This is a genomic window from Halobaculum sp. MBLA0147 (genome assembly GCF_041361345.1).
Taxonomy (GTDB): Archaea; Halobacteriota; Halobacteria; order Halobacteriales; family Haloferacaceae; genus JAHENP01.
Map to the genome: position 1 here is coordinate 1 of NZ_JBGKAD010000002.1, position 13,554 is coordinate 13,554.

14 protein-coding genes and 1 pseudogene are annotated in these 13,554 nt (G+C 65.6%); 10 read left to right on the forward strand and 5 right to left on the reverse strand.

All coding sequences use genetic code 11. The features are described from left to right. From RYH80_RS14555 to RYH80_RS14575, 5 genes and pseudogenes are all read left to right on the forward strand, one after another. The coding region (locus tag RYH80_RS14555) for a bacterio-opsin activator domain-containing protein (protein ID WP_370904744.1) at positions 1 to 1,791 on the forward strand (1,791 nt) is incomplete at its 5' end. Between the two features lie 339 nt (positions 1,792 to 2,130). Further along, on the forward strand, positions 2,131 to 3,243 hold the full coding sequence (locus RYH80_RS14560; protein WP_370904745.1) for a methyl-accepting chemotaxis protein: 1,113 nt from the start codon (positions 2,131 to 2,133) through the stop codon (positions 3,241 to 3,243). A gap of 107 nt (positions 3,244 to 3,350) precedes the next feature. Beyond that, positions 3,351 to 3,749: a hypothetical protein gene (locus tag RYH80_RS14565; RefSeq protein WP_370904746.1), complete on the forward strand. Its 399-nt coding sequence runs from the start codon at positions 3,351 to 3,353 to the stop codon at positions 3,747 to 3,749. Beyond that, positions 3,746 to 4,141, forward strand: coding sequence for a hypothetical protein (locus RYH80_RS14570; RefSeq protein WP_370904747.1), 396 nt, complete (start codon positions 3,746 to 3,748; stop codon positions 4,139 to 4,141). The genes RYH80_RS14565 and RYH80_RS14570 overlap by 4 nt, the downstream gene beginning before the upstream one ends. 77 nt (positions 4,142 to 4,218) lie before the next feature. After that, positions 4,219 to 4,855 (forward strand): annotated as a pseudogene (locus RYH80_RS14575) (IS6 family transposase). Positions 4,856 to 5,170: 315 nt separating this feature from the next. On the opposite strand, the gene RYH80_RS14580 reads toward RYH80_RS14575, so the two are convergent. The 4 genes from RYH80_RS14580 to RYH80_RS14595 form a co-directional block, all read right to left on the reverse strand. Further along, complete coding sequence (locus tag RYH80_RS14580; protein ID WP_370904748.1) at positions 5,171 to 5,389, reverse strand: helix-turn-helix transcriptional regulator; 219 nt, start codon at positions 5,387 to 5,389, stop codon at positions 5,171 to 5,173. Between the two features lie 101 nt (positions 5,390 to 5,490). Next, entirely contained in the window at positions 5,491 to 5,898 is a 408-nt protein-coding gene (locus RYH80_RS14585) for a DUF2178 domain-containing protein (protein WP_370904749.1), read from the reverse strand. 336 nt (positions 5,899 to 6,234) lie between these two features. Further along, positions 6,235 to 7,260, reverse strand: a complete 1,026-nt coding sequence (locus tag RYH80_RS14590) for an ABC transporter ATP-binding protein (RefSeq protein WP_370904750.1) — start codon at positions 7,258 to 7,260, stop codon at positions 6,235 to 6,237. Position 7,261: 1 nt separating this feature from the next. Next, the gene (locus RYH80_RS14595) at positions 7,262 to 8,227 is read right to left on the reverse strand and encodes an ABC transporter permease (RefSeq protein WP_370904751.1); all 966 of its coding nucleotides are present in this window, start codon (positions 8,225 to 8,227) and stop codon (positions 7,262 to 7,264) included. Between the two features lie 263 nt (positions 8,228 to 8,490). On the opposite strand from RYH80_RS14595, the gene RYH80_RS14600 reads away from it, so the two are divergent. Beyond that, entirely contained in the window at positions 8,491 to 8,655 is a 165-nt protein-coding gene (locus RYH80_RS14600) for a hypothetical protein (protein ID WP_370904752.1), read from the forward strand. Positions 8,656 to 8,720: 65 nt separating this feature from the next. Further along, positions 8,721 to 9,881 (forward strand): PAS domain-containing sensor histidine kinase, encoded by a 1,161-nt coding sequence (locus RYH80_RS14605; RefSeq protein ID WP_370904753.1) that lies wholly within the window; start codon positions 8,721 to 8,723, stop codon positions 9,879 to 9,881. A 107-nt stretch (positions 9,882 to 9,988) separates the two neighbouring features. Here RYH80_RS14605 and RYH80_RS14610 read toward each other — a convergent pair whose 3' ends face one another. Next, entirely contained in the window at positions 9,989 to 10,414 is a 426-nt protein-coding gene (locus RYH80_RS14610; RefSeq protein WP_370904754.1) for a hypothetical protein, read from the reverse strand. Positions 10,415 to 10,891: 477 nt separating this feature from the next. On the opposite strand from RYH80_RS14610, the gene RYH80_RS14615 reads away from it, so the two are divergent. Genes RYH80_RS14615 through RYH80_RS14625 form a run of 3 tightly spaced genes read left to right on the forward strand, consistent with a single transcriptional unit; the run spans position 10,892 to position 13,489 of the window. Then, entirely contained in the window at positions 10,892 to 11,950 is a 1,059-nt protein-coding gene (locus RYH80_RS14615; protein ID WP_370904755.1) for an ABC transporter substrate-binding protein, read from the forward strand. Further along, positions 11,943 to 12,740 carry an ABC transporter permease gene (locus RYH80_RS14620; protein ID WP_370904756.1) on the forward strand — a complete coding sequence of 266 codons (798 nt, stop codon included), beginning with the start codon at positions 11,943 to 11,945 and terminating at the stop codon, positions 12,738 to 12,740. The genes RYH80_RS14615 and RYH80_RS14620 overlap by 8 nt, the downstream gene beginning before the upstream one ends. Then, positions 12,737 to 13,489: an ABC transporter ATP-binding protein gene (locus tag RYH80_RS14625; RefSeq protein ID WP_370904757.1), complete on the forward strand. Its 753-nt coding sequence runs from the start codon at positions 12,737 to 12,739 to the stop codon at positions 13,487 to 13,489. Before RYH80_RS14620 ends, RYH80_RS14625 begins: the two co-directional genes overlap by 4 nt. Positions 13,490 to 13,554: the final 65 nt, after the last annotated feature.

A 13,554-nucleotide genomic window follows, 5' to 3' on the forward strand; every position in this document is an offset into this window, starting at 1 on the left:
ATGAGAGACGATGACATCCGCCACGATGATGGGGCGGCCGCAGCCTCGCGAATCCGTACAGACGGCGGATCGGTGCGCGCGACGACGGAGGTGTCGTCGCCGGAGGACATCCCAACGGACGACTCACTCACGGACAGGACACTGACCGCGGTCACCGACGCGACGGCAGCCTTCCGACGCGCCGATACACGCGACGGCGTCGCACGTGTCGCCGTGACGGCGGTGGCCGACGCCTTCGAGGCAGAGGTAGCGTGCTGTCACCTCTACGAGCCGGAGACGAACCGGTTGCGCCGCGGTGCGGTCACGCAAGCCGGTGACAGACTGACCACGGACGTGCCGGGGTTCGACTTCGGCCAGACGCTCGCGGGGCGTGCGTTCAGAGCCGGTGAGATCACCCACGACGCCGCGACGGACACCTGCCTGTCGAGTGAGTCACTCGCCGGCACGGGCGTCCACACGCCCGTCGGTGACGCCGGTGTCCTGACGGTCGTGCTGGAGTCGGGTGGTGCGCCCGGCCGAGAGGTGGAGTCGTGTCTCTGTCGACTGGCACGCGTCGTGGCGACCGAGTTCGAGCGGGTCGAGACGCAGATCGCACGCGACGACGAACTCGACGCGTCCGTCCGCGAGCGTGATCACCTCGAGATCGCTCGTCACGTCCGCGCGACACTCCACGACGCGACCGAAGCGGCACTCGACGCGGACACGGCACGTGGCGCGACGGCGGCTGCCGTCCGGACGCTGGCACGGGCCGACCAGTTCGTCTCTGCACGCGTCGTCGAGCCGGCGGCCAGTGGCGTCGAGACGGTCGCTGTCGCCGATCGAGACGGAGAGATCGCCGTCGAACACGTCGGCACCGACGACCTGTCGTTGGACGACGACTTCGTCACCACGGTCGCCACCGAGGCACCACTCCGCTGTGACTCGCCGGACCCGGCGATCTACGCCCTCCGAGAGCGTGCAGACCCAGACGGAAAGACCATCGGCTGTTCACTCGGCGGGTTGGACACCGCCGACGGTGCGGTCGTGTGTACGCTCGCCGACGGTGCCGAACTCGTCGCCGACGCCGAGGCGGCACTCGACTCGTTCGCCGAGACGCTCGGACACGTCGTCGCCGCCAAACGGATCGAGGAGTTGGTTACGTCCGACCGGATCGTCCGTCTCGAGTTCGAAGTCACCGACAGAGCCTGTCTCGCCGTCGGGATCTCGGACACCGTCGAGAGTCACTGTTCGGTCGACCGGGTCGTCCCCGAGGACGACGGGACAGTACTCTGTTACGCGACGGTGGAGACCGGTGACGAGGCGGCCGCCGTTCGGGCCGCCGAGGCGCTCGACACGACGCGATCCGCGTCCGTCGTCGAGAGCGACGAGACGCAGACGTACCTCGAAGTTCGTCGCGAGTCGTCGGCTGCGAACGAGTTGATCGCGGCCGGCGGGACCGCACGCACCGCGACGGCGACCGACGGTGTCGGGACGCTGGTGATCGACGCACCGCTCAGTGCCAGCCTGAGTTCGTTGATCGACCGCTACACGGAGCGAACCGACGCGACGCTCGTCTCGAAAGAGACCGTCACACCACAGGCGACGATCACCGGCGAAGTCGACACCGACGAGGTCGGACTGACCGACCGACAACGCGAAGTCGTGACCGCCGCCCACGCGGCGGGGTACTACGCCTGGCCACGCGAACGAACCGCCGAACAGGTCGCCGAGTCACTCGGTATCTCGGTCTCGACACTGAGCGAACACCTCCGGACGGCACACCGGAAGATCGTCGCCTCGTTCGTCGAGTGACCGCGCCCAGCGACTTTCGTTCACCTGGTGGTACGACTCGGGTTTCTCTAGGTGCCGGCAGCCGAACAGTTTGGGCTGTGAACCCACACCACGGGAGACGGTAGTATCGGTCGATCCGTGCCCGGTACCCTACTGTCCGACGAGCCGTCGCAGATCGACGACCTGTCGCGCGTTCCACGCGAGTCGCACCACGAGACGACTTCGGGACGGTCGCCGTCCGATCGACCGCCGTTCGTCTTCGTCCATCAGCCACTCTCGAGCCGTTTCCGACAGCTGTCTCTCCCACGCTGGGCACGGATCACACACGTTCCGCGACTCGTCTCCCGGAGGTGGTCAGACGTGGACGGGGTCGACGACACGGAGCGACGCCTGATCACCGACGGCGGTGTCGAGCGGTCGAGCGACGCACCAGGTGTCGTCGACTCGACTGCACGCGAGAACGGGAACGACAGTCGAGACGTGACGGAAGCCACGGCAGTCGACGACGAGATACCCGCAGACGAGACGGGTGACGACCCGACGACGAGAGTCGATGGCGAGTTGGTGGCGCGCGAGGACCTCGAGGCAGAACTCGACGAGATCGAGCAACGACACCTCCGTCCAATCGGGGCGACCACGGAGGTCGTCGAGGAGAGTTCCACGCGGGCGTGTGACACCGTCGCCGAGCAGACCGACCGGACGGTGGCGATGTCGGAGGAGCTCTCCTCGGTGAGCGCGACGATCGAAGAGATCGCCGCCGAAGCCGACCAGGTCGAGTCCGTGACGACGACCGCCCGCGAGCAGACCGAGAGTGGCCAGTCGTCGGCACGAGAGGCGGCCGACCGGATCCAGACCGTCGAGAGCGCCGCGACGACCGTCTCCGAAGACATCGAAGAGCTGAGTGACCTCGTGGACGACATCGGCGAGGTCGTCACCGTCATCGACGACATCGCCAACCAGACGAACCTCCTCGCGCTGAACGCCAACATCGAGGCGGCCCGGGCAGATACGGGAGGTGATGGCTTTGCCGTCGTCGCAGAGGAAGTCAAATCACTCGCCGAGGAGTCACAGCAGCGAGCGGGCGAGATCGAGTCACAGGTACAGGCGGTCCAACGTGTCACCGACCGTGTCGTCGAGAACCTCGCCGAGACGACCGACCGACTCCGAGAGGGAGTCACCGCCGTCGACCACGTGGTCGAGCAGTTCGACGACATCGCCGCCGCTATCGAAGAGGTCGACAGTGGAATGTCCGAGATCGCGGCGGCCACCGACGACCAAGCGGAGGCGACGGAGTCGGTCACGGCGACCGTCGACGAGATCGCCGAACGAGCGGAGTCGGTGAACGAGTTGATCGAACAGATCGCCGCCGCGAACGGGGAACAGGCGACGAAAATCGACGAACTGAACGAGGCAGTCGAGGCCCTCCGCGAGATCGACTCCGTCTCGGGTGGGGGTGGCGACCCGGACGTGTGAGCGGCCGACCAGGGAGGCACAGTCGAGATTGCCGGAGGGCGACGATACGGCGGACACTGCACGATTACACAGAGCGAAACCACACACCACGACGGGAGACACAGACGATGTACGACAACACACCGACGGAGTACGGCTACGAGATGACCTTCACCGGGTTCATCGAGATCGACGAGATGCGGACGTGGGCGACGACCGTCCGCGACGCACTGGACGGACACGAGAGCGACGAGTGGCACTGTCTTGTCGACATGCGCGACCTCGACGCGATGTCGCCGAAAGCGAAAGACGTGATGACCGAAGTGAAGACCGAGTGCCACCGTGAGGGACTCGACCGCGTCGCGACGGTCGTGTCGGACACGACCACACGACTCCAGTTCCAACAGATGTCACGCGGGACTGGGGCCGTCGCGGAACGGTACGTCGCCGCCGACCAGCACGAGACCCCACTCGGCGTCGCACGAGCCTGGGTGCGAGACGGTGTCCGTCCGGAGGGGTCGGCGTGACTCACGAGATCACCGAGACGGAGTACGGGCTCCGGTTCACACACGACGGCCGACCGACCGCCGCTGATCTCGAAACGTTCTGTACCGACGCGCGACGGGCCGTCGACGACCAACCTGGCGCCTTCGGCGTGCTCTCCGACCAACGGGAACTCGAGGTGTTCCCGCGCGACGCCACCGACGAACTCGGTCAGCTGATGAAACACGCGAAACAGTCGGGACTGACACGGAGTGTCGCGCTCGTCGGGAGTGTGACATCGCAACTGCAGATCGACAGACTCGTCGAACAGTCTCGCGGCGGTGATCACTCCGTCGTCGTCCAAGCCGGCGAACACGACGATCCGGTCCACGTCGCTCGTCGCTGGATCGAAGACGGCGTCGAACCACCGGACTGACGCGACGGTGTCACGGCTCGGGGGGCACTGTTCAGATTAGGATTGGAGGACGAGGCGTGGCGTTTTCCGAGTGGTCTATGCTCGAAAACACACGCCTCAGTGGATGTCTCGACCAGATCGCCGTAGCGTTTGTGGAGCGAGAAGCGACACCACGGCTGCTGATGAAACTCGGTATTCAGCTGTATCTTACTGGTAACTAACTCCCGAATACTGTTCAGTTTCTCGATGTGTTTGGTGTCGACCGTGTTCGATCCACCGTTCACAACTGGGTTCACAAGGCCGATCTACAGCCCAGATCGGGACAGGCCCCGGATCACGTCGCGGTCGACGAGACCGTGATCCAACTCGACGACGAGCACTACTGGCTGTACGCTGCTGTCGACCCCGACTCGAACGGATTGCTCCACACGAAGCTCGAGCCGACGAGAACCAACGCGTTCGCCGTGAAGTTCTTCGCAGAACACCGTGAGAAACACGATGTCGACGACACGGTGTTTCTCGTCGACGGCGCACCACAACTTCACGAAGCGTGCAATCGCCACGGCCTCGGTCTCCGGTATGTCCGCACCGGTAATCACAACAGCGTCGAATCTTTCCTTCGAGAAGTCAAACGCAGAACCTATCAGCTCCCCCTATTGCTTTAGCAACGCCGTTAGAGAGACAGCCGACGCGTGGTTACGTTGCTTCGCTTTTGCATGGAACCGGCTTATCTGAACACCGCCGTGAATCCACCGCACGGGAGACCGAAGTATCGGTCGATCCGTGCCCGCTACTCCACTGTCCGACGAGCCGTCGCAGTTCGACGAACTGGACGAGGCAGTCGAGGCCCTCCGCGAGATCGACTCCGTCTCGGGTGGGGGTGACGACCCAGACGTGTGAGCGGCCGACCAGAGAGGGACAGTCGAGATTGCCGGAGGGCGACGACACGGCAGACCCTACACGATCACACAGAGCGAGACCACACACCACGACGGGAGGCACAGACGATGTACGACAACACACAGACAGAGTACGGGTAGGACATGACTTTCACGAATCCGTTTCGCTCTCGTCGTCACTGTCGGGGTGGAACAGATCTTCGATTCGACAGTCGAAGAAGGCGGCGAGTTCGAACGCCAGTTCCAGTGACGGGTCGTACCGGCCACGCTCGATACTGTTGATCGTCTGTCGTGTGACACCGACCGCCGAGGCGAGGTCACTCTGTGTCAACTCGCGCTGCTCGCGGCGTTCGCGGAGGTCGTTGTTCATACTTTCCGGGCTACCGCACACTGTCGATCGCTGTACACCACACCAGATCCGAGCGGAGTGAACGGTCGAGCGTCAGTCACAGGTGGATCACAGCAGGCTACTCACACGTCAGTCGTCGACTCGTACATCAGTGACCCGACTTGGAGGAAGGCGAGCGCGGCGACGAACAGCGCCACGGGCGTCAGCCACCGCGGCCACGCGATCACGTCGAGCGCCCACAGGGCTGTCAGCGTCGGGAAGACGACCGCCGAAGAGATGCCGACGACTCCGAGAGTGCGCTTGCTCGCGGCAGCCTGTCTCGCCTCGTCACGCTCGTCGAACAGCGGGCCCTCGTACCTGCGGAACAGTGCGAGCGACGCCACGCCGCAGACGACGAACCCCGCGACTCCCGCCAGCGGGTGGCCGAGGGTGGTGCCGACCGCGAGCGTGACGCCGGAACAGACCCAGAGTCCGACGAACAGCTGCCTGTACAGTGACTCCGTGTCGCGGCCGTGCGTGTCTGTTGCCATGTTGTGTCTCGGTGGGTGTCGGACTCTCCCGTGCCGCGTGGTGCTGTCCCGGTGGAGAGTCCTACGTAGTCGTTTGTACCGTCGGTCACGCACGCTTGAAACTGTGACGGCAACGGACCTGCCGACTAGCAACGCGTTCGATACCGTCGAGGAGATAGATCCTGTCGGATCGTTGCACTTCCGATCGTGACTCTGACCGTCGGCACCGTCTTCGTTCCCGAACCGTGGCAGTACCTGCTCGGTCTCTCTCCTGCTGTTCGGTGGAGCCGGCCAGTTGGCAATCGCGTACTCCCGCCCGGTCGTGCGTCGACTTCTCAGGGTTTCACACCCGTCCGATCAGTAGTCGCGCTCTGTCTGCAGGTGGACGAAGTAGTTGAACGTGTCCGCGGCAGTCGGGTCGGTCACTTCGACCACGTCTTCGCGGGCTGCCACAGACGCTCTGTCGGCGTCGGACGCGAGGAACCCACGTCGGCCGCTGTCGGTGTCGAACAGTCGGCCGTCGGTGACGACCTCCTCGGGGGTCTCGACACGTCGTGTGTCGTCGGCGACGACGACCGGCGGAACGGACGCACGCAGCGTCTCTGGCGACCCGTCGGCCAGCAGGCCGTTCTCACCGACGAAGACGAGGCGGTCGGCCACACGCAGGTCACGCGGAGCGTGGCTGGTCGCCACCACGGTCCTCCCCGCGGCGGCGAGTTCGTCGAGTATCGCGTGGAAGCGCTCGACGGCACCGGGATCGAGCGCCGCGGTCGGCTCGTCGAGCACGTACAGCGGCACGTCGACGGACAGTGTCACGGCTAGTTCGAGTTTTCGCGTCATGCCCCCGGAGTAGTCGCCGACACGCCGGTCGAGAGCCGCCTCGTCGAGAGCCAGCCTGTCGGCGACCTCGGTCCAGCGGTCCGTCGCGGCCGGGTGGAGGCGCGTGTAGAACGCGGCGTTCTCTCGCCCCGAGAGCTCGTCGACCGCCAGTCCGTCCTGGAGCGTGAAGACGAACTGTGACTGTGCCTCCCTCGGGGGGCGCCCGAACACCTCGACCGTGCCGGCCGACGGTTCGAGGCCTCCCGCGAGACAGCAGAGTAACACCGTCTTCCCGGCTCCGTTGGGTCCCACGAGCATCGTCGTCTCTCCCTCGTGAATCGTCAGGTCGACGTTCTCGACCACGGGATCACTACCGTCGAACTGCTTCGTCAGACCCGTGGCTTCGACGATCACCTCGCCCGGCCCACCGGCGTCACCAGACCTCTCGCCTGGCCCACCGGTGTCACCAGACCCCTCGCCCGGACCACCGGTGTCACCAGCGCCCCCACTGTTCGCGCCAGTGCCTCCCGAACTGCCGTCGACTGCCGCAGGGTTCTCGGACATATCACTCACCCCCTTCCCCGTCGTAGATCGCGCGGCGCATCGTGATCACGCCGGCCGTGACACTCACCGCCGCGTAGGCGACCAGAAGTCCTGCCCACGTCCAGCCGAGCGGAAGCGAGGGCGGGACGAGTGGGGTACCGGCACCCGACCCGACTGGGACGAGGTAGTAGACGGCGAGCCGCGTTGCGAGCGAGTTCGGCAGCCAGTTGACGAGTCCGCCGAGTGGCCCGGGAGCCATCCCCGGCACGAGTCCGTTGAACCCGGTCAGGAAGAACAGCGCCAGCGTGACCATGTTCGTCACACCCACCACGTACTCGCCGTCGTCGAGCACGGACGCGACGAGGACCGCCAGCCCCATCGCCAGCAGACAGAACAACACCAGACTCGCCAACACGACGGGGACGGAGACGACAGACCGGAGCCTGAGCGTGCCGTCGGTCACGACACCGACTGCCAGCACGAGACCGAACGAGACGACGGAGAGCGCGAGCCCGCCGACGAACCGACCGAGCACGTCTGCAGAGGGTGCGACCGGCAACGAGCGGAGTTTGCGGTAGCGTTTGGCTTTCAGGTCTGCACTGAGTGCCGTGGCGAAGATCACCAACGAGACGCTGAAGGAGCCGAAGACACCGAAGACGACCGCGTTCGCGCCGCGTGCGACGCCCGGCTCTCCGAGCGCCACGCCGAAGACGAGGAAGAAGAAAACCGGCGCGAGGAGTCCCCAGACCAGCGCCGCGCGGTTGCGGAACAACTCCCGGAGTGTCCGCACTCCGAACGCCGCTGCCTGCCGTGTCCACGCGGTACGCGCCGTCGAAACTGATCCGTCGGCGCCGACTGTGTCCTCCGTCCGAGGGCTTGTGGTCGCTCCCCAGGACTCGGTGTCTGCTGCCCAGAGTCCGGTAGTCGCTGACTGTGCTGTCGTGTTCTCGGTCTCGGTCTGTGTCGTGTCGTCGCCTGTCTGTGTCACCGTCTCCTCCGTCTGGGGTCGCTGGTCGGCTGTCCGATTCGCCCGAACTGGTCCGAGTGGTGTGTTCCGATCGTCGTTGTCAAGGACGCTTTACGTAAAGTGTCCTTGACACCACGTGGGTGCTCGACACTACATAATTCGTTCGGTGGGGCCGGTCACTTGCTCGAGGGCGGCCTCCCGCAGATCTCGTCTGGCGAACGGATCGGAGCGCTCTACCGGGTTCATCGAGATCGACGGGATGCGGACGTGGGCGACGACCGTCCGTGACGGACGTGTCGGACGCGACCACGCGGCTCCAGTTCCAACAGATGTCACGAGGGACCGGCGGCGTCGCGGAACGGTACGTCGCCGCCGACCAGCACGAGACCCCACTCGACGGTGCACGAGCCTGTGCGCCAGACGGCGTCCGTCCGGAGAGATCGGCGTGACGCGACGGTGTCACGGCTCGGGGGACGGCCACACTTTTTTGTCCGAGACCCCCTGTTCCAGACCGATGACCGAGGAGGTTGGCGACACGTACCGTGCGCTGGCGGACGCGTCGCCGGACCCGACGTTCTTCGTGAACCTCGAGACCGGGCTGATCACGGACGTGAACGATCGGACGACGGATCTACTGGGGTACGACCGGTCCGACCTCGTCGGCTCCCCCGTCACCGAAGTCCACCCGAGTGAGGACACGGAGCAGTACCGAGCGCTGTTCGAAGCCTCGACCGGCGAGGAGACGTTCCGCTTCGAGGAGTTGCCCGACGGAACGCGTGCGAAACTCGTGACAGAGTCGGGAGAGACCGTTCCGGCGTCCGTCCACGCGCGGCGCGTCACACTGGACGGAGTTCCACACATGTTCTCGATCGTACGCGATCAGAGCAGCCACGTCGCCGCGCACGATCGACTCGAACGCCAGCGCGAGGAGTTGGCGGTGCTCAACCGCCTGATCCGACACGACATCCGCAACGACATGGCCGTGATCCTCGGGTGGGCCGACCGACTCCCGGAGGCAGACGACCCGAACGAACGTGCGGAGATCGTCGACCGCATCCGGACCCACGGCGACCACGTCGTCTCGCTCACCGACCTCGCACGCGAGTACGTCGACGTGATCACCGGCGAGACCGACCCAGACCTCGAGCCCGTCCCGCTGGAACCACTCCTGCGGGACGAGGCGGCCTCGGCCCGGCAGACCTACCCCGAGGCCGACGTAGCGGTGTATCCCGACGCGACGACGGACGTGTCGGTCGCCGCGTCCCCACTGCTGGAGTCGGTCTTTCGGAACCTCGTCGTCAACGCCGTCCAACACAACGACGCCGGGACACCCTGTGTCCGACTCGCCGTCGCCGTCGCCGACGACACGGTCAAGGTGCGGATCGTCGACGACGGCCCGGGGATTCCAGACGACCGGAAGACGGAGCTGTTCGGCCAGGGGGAGATGGGGATGGACAGCGACGGCTCCGGGATCGGTCTGTACCTCGTCGACCGGCTCGTGACGCAGTTCGGCGGCCGAGTCTCCGTCGGAGACAGAGACCCCGAGGCGTTCCCGCTCCCCGGAGACGACGGGAAATCGGCCGAGGGAGCGTCGAGCGATCACCCCGGGAGCGTGTTCGTCGTCGAACTCGACAGGGCAGACGCCGGGAACGGGGCGGATCTCGGCGACGACTGACTGCGTCGAGACTCCGTTCACACCGCCAGTCGAGAGAACTGTCGAGCGGCGCCACACTCCGGCGCCGATTCGGCGACGGGTCGGGTCGGTCCCGCGAGCGGCCCCGATCAGGCGAGGACGCCCGTCCCGAGGAACCCGCCGAGGACGACGCCGTAGACGGCGTGGACCGTTCCGAACATCATCATCATGTCCTTGTCAGGCTCCATCCCGAGGACCACGCGCATCCAGAAGCCCATCCCGACGATCATCAGGACGAGTCCGTACACGAGTCCGACAGCCGCGGCGATCGCGATCGATCCGAGCCCGAGTCCCACGAGCGGGGCGGCGACGGCCAACACCGCACCCGCACCGATGCCGTAGACGAAGTGTAACAGCATCCCCGGCATCGCGTACTCCTCGGGGTCACCGCCAGCGAACTTCGCGACGAACATCGCCGTCGGCGGCGGGCCACCGTCGCCCATCACGTTCATCAGGATCGTCATCACCACGGTGGCGACGAGGCCACCGACCACGCCTGCAACGAGAGATGTCATGTGTGACTCGACCGATGCGAGATACCCGAAAAACGACACCGCGGTCGTCCCGCGGCGACGCCTCGGTGGGAAGAGTTTATATACCGGTAGCGCACGCCGCCGGCAGTCGACCCGAACGGGGGCCACGTAGACCCGGCGACAGTTGCAGGCGACGCTCACACCCGCGCTACGGTTTTTGTACTCCACCCCGAGTGTGCAGTGTGACGACAGACTGGATCACACGGACGAACGGCGTACGGGACGCGGGTCTCGTCGTACTCGCCGACGATGGGGGTGCTGTCGGTCGACGACAGTCGGTCCACCCACTGCCGATCGACCGGCGACAGGCTCTAGCATCGACACGGCCGACGAGACGCTCGTCGTGTGTAGGTCGACGTAGTCGGCCGAGGATGACGGCGGCGAACTGGCCGTCAGAGACGGCGGCAACGAACGACGACACTGTGAGACGTAACCGTACGGAGCGACGACGGAGAGATCGTGACTGACGACACGACTAGTACGACAGTATCGCGACGAGACCTCCTCCGAACCGGGGCTGCGGGCGTCGCGGGGACGACGGCCGGACTCTCGGGGTGTCTCGGTGGTGGCGGGAGTTCGACGACACTCACGCTCGGGACGATCAACGTCTTCCCGATGATGCAGTACTTCGTGATCGACCAGCAGGGGTGGTACGAGGACGAACTCGACGCCGAGATCGAAGTGAAGACGTTCGGTGGTGGGCCGCCGCTCGTCCAGGCCTACCAGAGTGGGTCACTCGACCTCGCGTACGTCGGGATCAGCCCCGGACTCGTCGGGATCGCCAACGGTGTCGCGTCGAAGGTCGTCGCCGCGAACGTGCTCGAACCGAACGTGATGGTCGGGAGCGAGACGTTCCGGTCGTACTGGAACGAACACGGGAAGCAGGCCTTCGAGCGGTTCCGCGAGGAGGAGGGTCGGAAGCCGACGTTCGCGACACTCCCGGCCGGCAGCACACCAGACGTGTTCCTCCGCTTCTGGTTACAGGAGAAACTCGGACTCTCGACGGACGTGGTCAAGATCGTCGGGCAGAGCCCGAGTGCACTCCAGTCGACGCTGCTGTCCGACAACGCGGACGCCGGGAGTGTGATCGAACCGATCGCGACGCGACTCGCACGCGACGACGGGACTGTCGAGCCGTTCCGGTACGCGAAGCCGATCATGCCGGGACAACCCGGGGCTGTCCTCCAGCCGAGTCAGTCGCTGATCGACGACCAGCCAGACCTCGTCCGCTCGCTCGTCGACCTCCACGTCCGCGCGACCGAGTTCATCCAGAACGACCGGGAGACGGCCGCCGACATGGCGAGTGAAGTCGTCGGGACCGACGTTCTACCGACGGAGATCGCACGGGCGGCGATCAATTCGAAGGCGTCGACGTTCATCAGTGATCCAGCGAAGATCGTCGACAAGAGTCTCGTGTACAACGACTTCCACCAGCAGCTCGGGAACGTCGACACCGACCTCTCCGAGGACGACGTGTTCGACCGGAGCTTCTACGAGGAGGTGAGTAGTGGTGGCTAGCGGTGCCGACACCGCCGATTACCTGACCGACGCCGGTGGCCTCGACCTCCGAGACGCACGTGACGCGATCCTTCAGGGTGGAGCGTTGGTCGCGTTCGTCGTCGCGTGGTGGGTCGGCGCGCTGTTCACACCACGCAACATCCTCCCGCGGCCACCGGCCGTCGCCGAGGTGCTGGTGTCGGACGTGACCAGCGGTCTCGTGTTCGAACTCGTGTTCCAGAGTCTCCGTCACTACGTGCCCGGGTTGGTGGTCGGCAGTCTCCTCGGGATGAGTATCGGGATCCTCGTCGGGTGGAGTGACACGGCCGACCAGACCGTCGGGACCGTCGCACAGTTCCTCCGCCCCGTTCCACCACTCGCGTGGATCCCGTTCGCGGTGATCTGGTTCGGGTTGACCGACGCCGGTGCCGCGTTCATCATCGCCATCGTCGCGTTCTGGATCAACTACTACAACGCCGAGAGCGGTGTCGAGGGCGTCGACCAGTCGTTGATCGAAGTCGCACAGTCGCTGGGGACGACGACCGACCTCCGGCTGGTTCGGAAGATCGTGATCCCGTCCGCGGTCCCACAACTGTTCACCGGGTTCCGAACCGCGGCGGGGCAGGCGTGGATGGTCATGGTCGCGGCGGAGTTGCTGGGTGTCGCCGGAATCGGGAAACACCTCTGGGACGCGGCGAGTTTCCTCCAGATGGACGTCGTGATGGCGTACATGCTCGTGATCGGTGTGTTGTTCCTGGTGACCGACAGGGTGATCAAGATCGGGCAGACCCGGGTGTTGGCGTGGCGATGACCGAGACAGAGATCACTCTGACCGGCGTCGGGAAGACCTACCAGAGCGAGAGTGGCCCGGTCAGAGCCGTGACCGACGTGTCGTTCGACGTGCGTGCGGGCGAGTTCCTCTCGCTCGTCGGGCCCTCGGGGAGTGGGAAGTCGACCGTCTTCCGGATCATCGCCGGCCTCGAGTCCGCGACCGACGGCGTCGTCGAGGTCGACGGCGCACCGGTGGCCGGACCGGGACCGGACAGGGGGATGGTCTTCCAAGACGACGCGCTGTTCCCCTGGCGGACGGTGGCTGGGAACGTTCGGTACGGACTCGAAGAGGTCGGACCGCCGGACGGGTTCACGATCTCGGAGCGTGTCGACCACTGTCTCGACCTCGTCGGCCTGTCGGACGCCGCCGACCAGTACCCGAAGGAACTGTCCGGAGGGATGCGACAACGTGTCGGGATCGCCCGCGCGCTGGCCGTCGACCCACCGATCCTCCTGATGGACGAGCCGTTCGCGTCGGTCGACGCACGGACGAAGGCGACACTGCACGGGGAACTCCTCGACATCTGGCGACAGACGGAGAAGACGATCCTGTTCGTCACACACGACATCGAGGAGGCCGTCTACCTCTCCGATCGTATCGTCGTCTTCTCCGACGGCCCGGGGACGGTCTTGGACGTCGTCGAGGGGCCGCCAGAACGGCCACGCGACCGGGCCGGCGAGTCGTTCGCCGACACCAAAGCTCGAGTCCTGTCGTACTTCGAGGACTGATCCCGTGATCGACACGACCGCGGACCTGTCCTCGAGGAGCCCGACCGCACAAAGGTATACTGTGC

Coding starts and splice junctions, on each gene's coding strand:
- RYH80_RS14580 (WP_370904748.1), bottom strand. CDS start 5,389: ATGAACAACGACCTCCGCGAACGCCGCGAGCAGCGCGAGTTGACACAG.
- RYH80_RS14565 (WP_370904746.1), top strand. CDS start 3,351: ATGTACGACAACACACCGACGGAGTACGGCTACGAGATGACCTTCACC.
- RYH80_RS14625 (WP_370904757.1), top strand. CDS start 12,737: ATGACCGAGACAGAGATCACTCTGACCGGCGTCGGGAAGACCTACCAG.
- RYH80_RS14610 (WP_370904754.1), bottom strand. CDS start 10,414: ATGACATCTCTCGTTGCAGGCGTGGTCGGTGGCCTCGTCGCCACCGTG.
- RYH80_RS14590 (WP_370904750.1), bottom strand. CDS start 7,260: ATGTCCGAGAACCCTGCGGCAGTCGACGGCAGTTCGGGAGGCACTGGC.
- RYH80_RS14605 (WP_370904753.1), top strand. CDS start 8,721: ATGACCGAGGAGGTTGGCGACACGTACCGTGCGCTGGCGGACGCGTCG.
- RYH80_RS14585 (WP_370904749.1), bottom strand. CDS start 5,898: ATGGCAACAGACACGCACGGCCGCGACACGGAGTCACTGTACAGGCAG.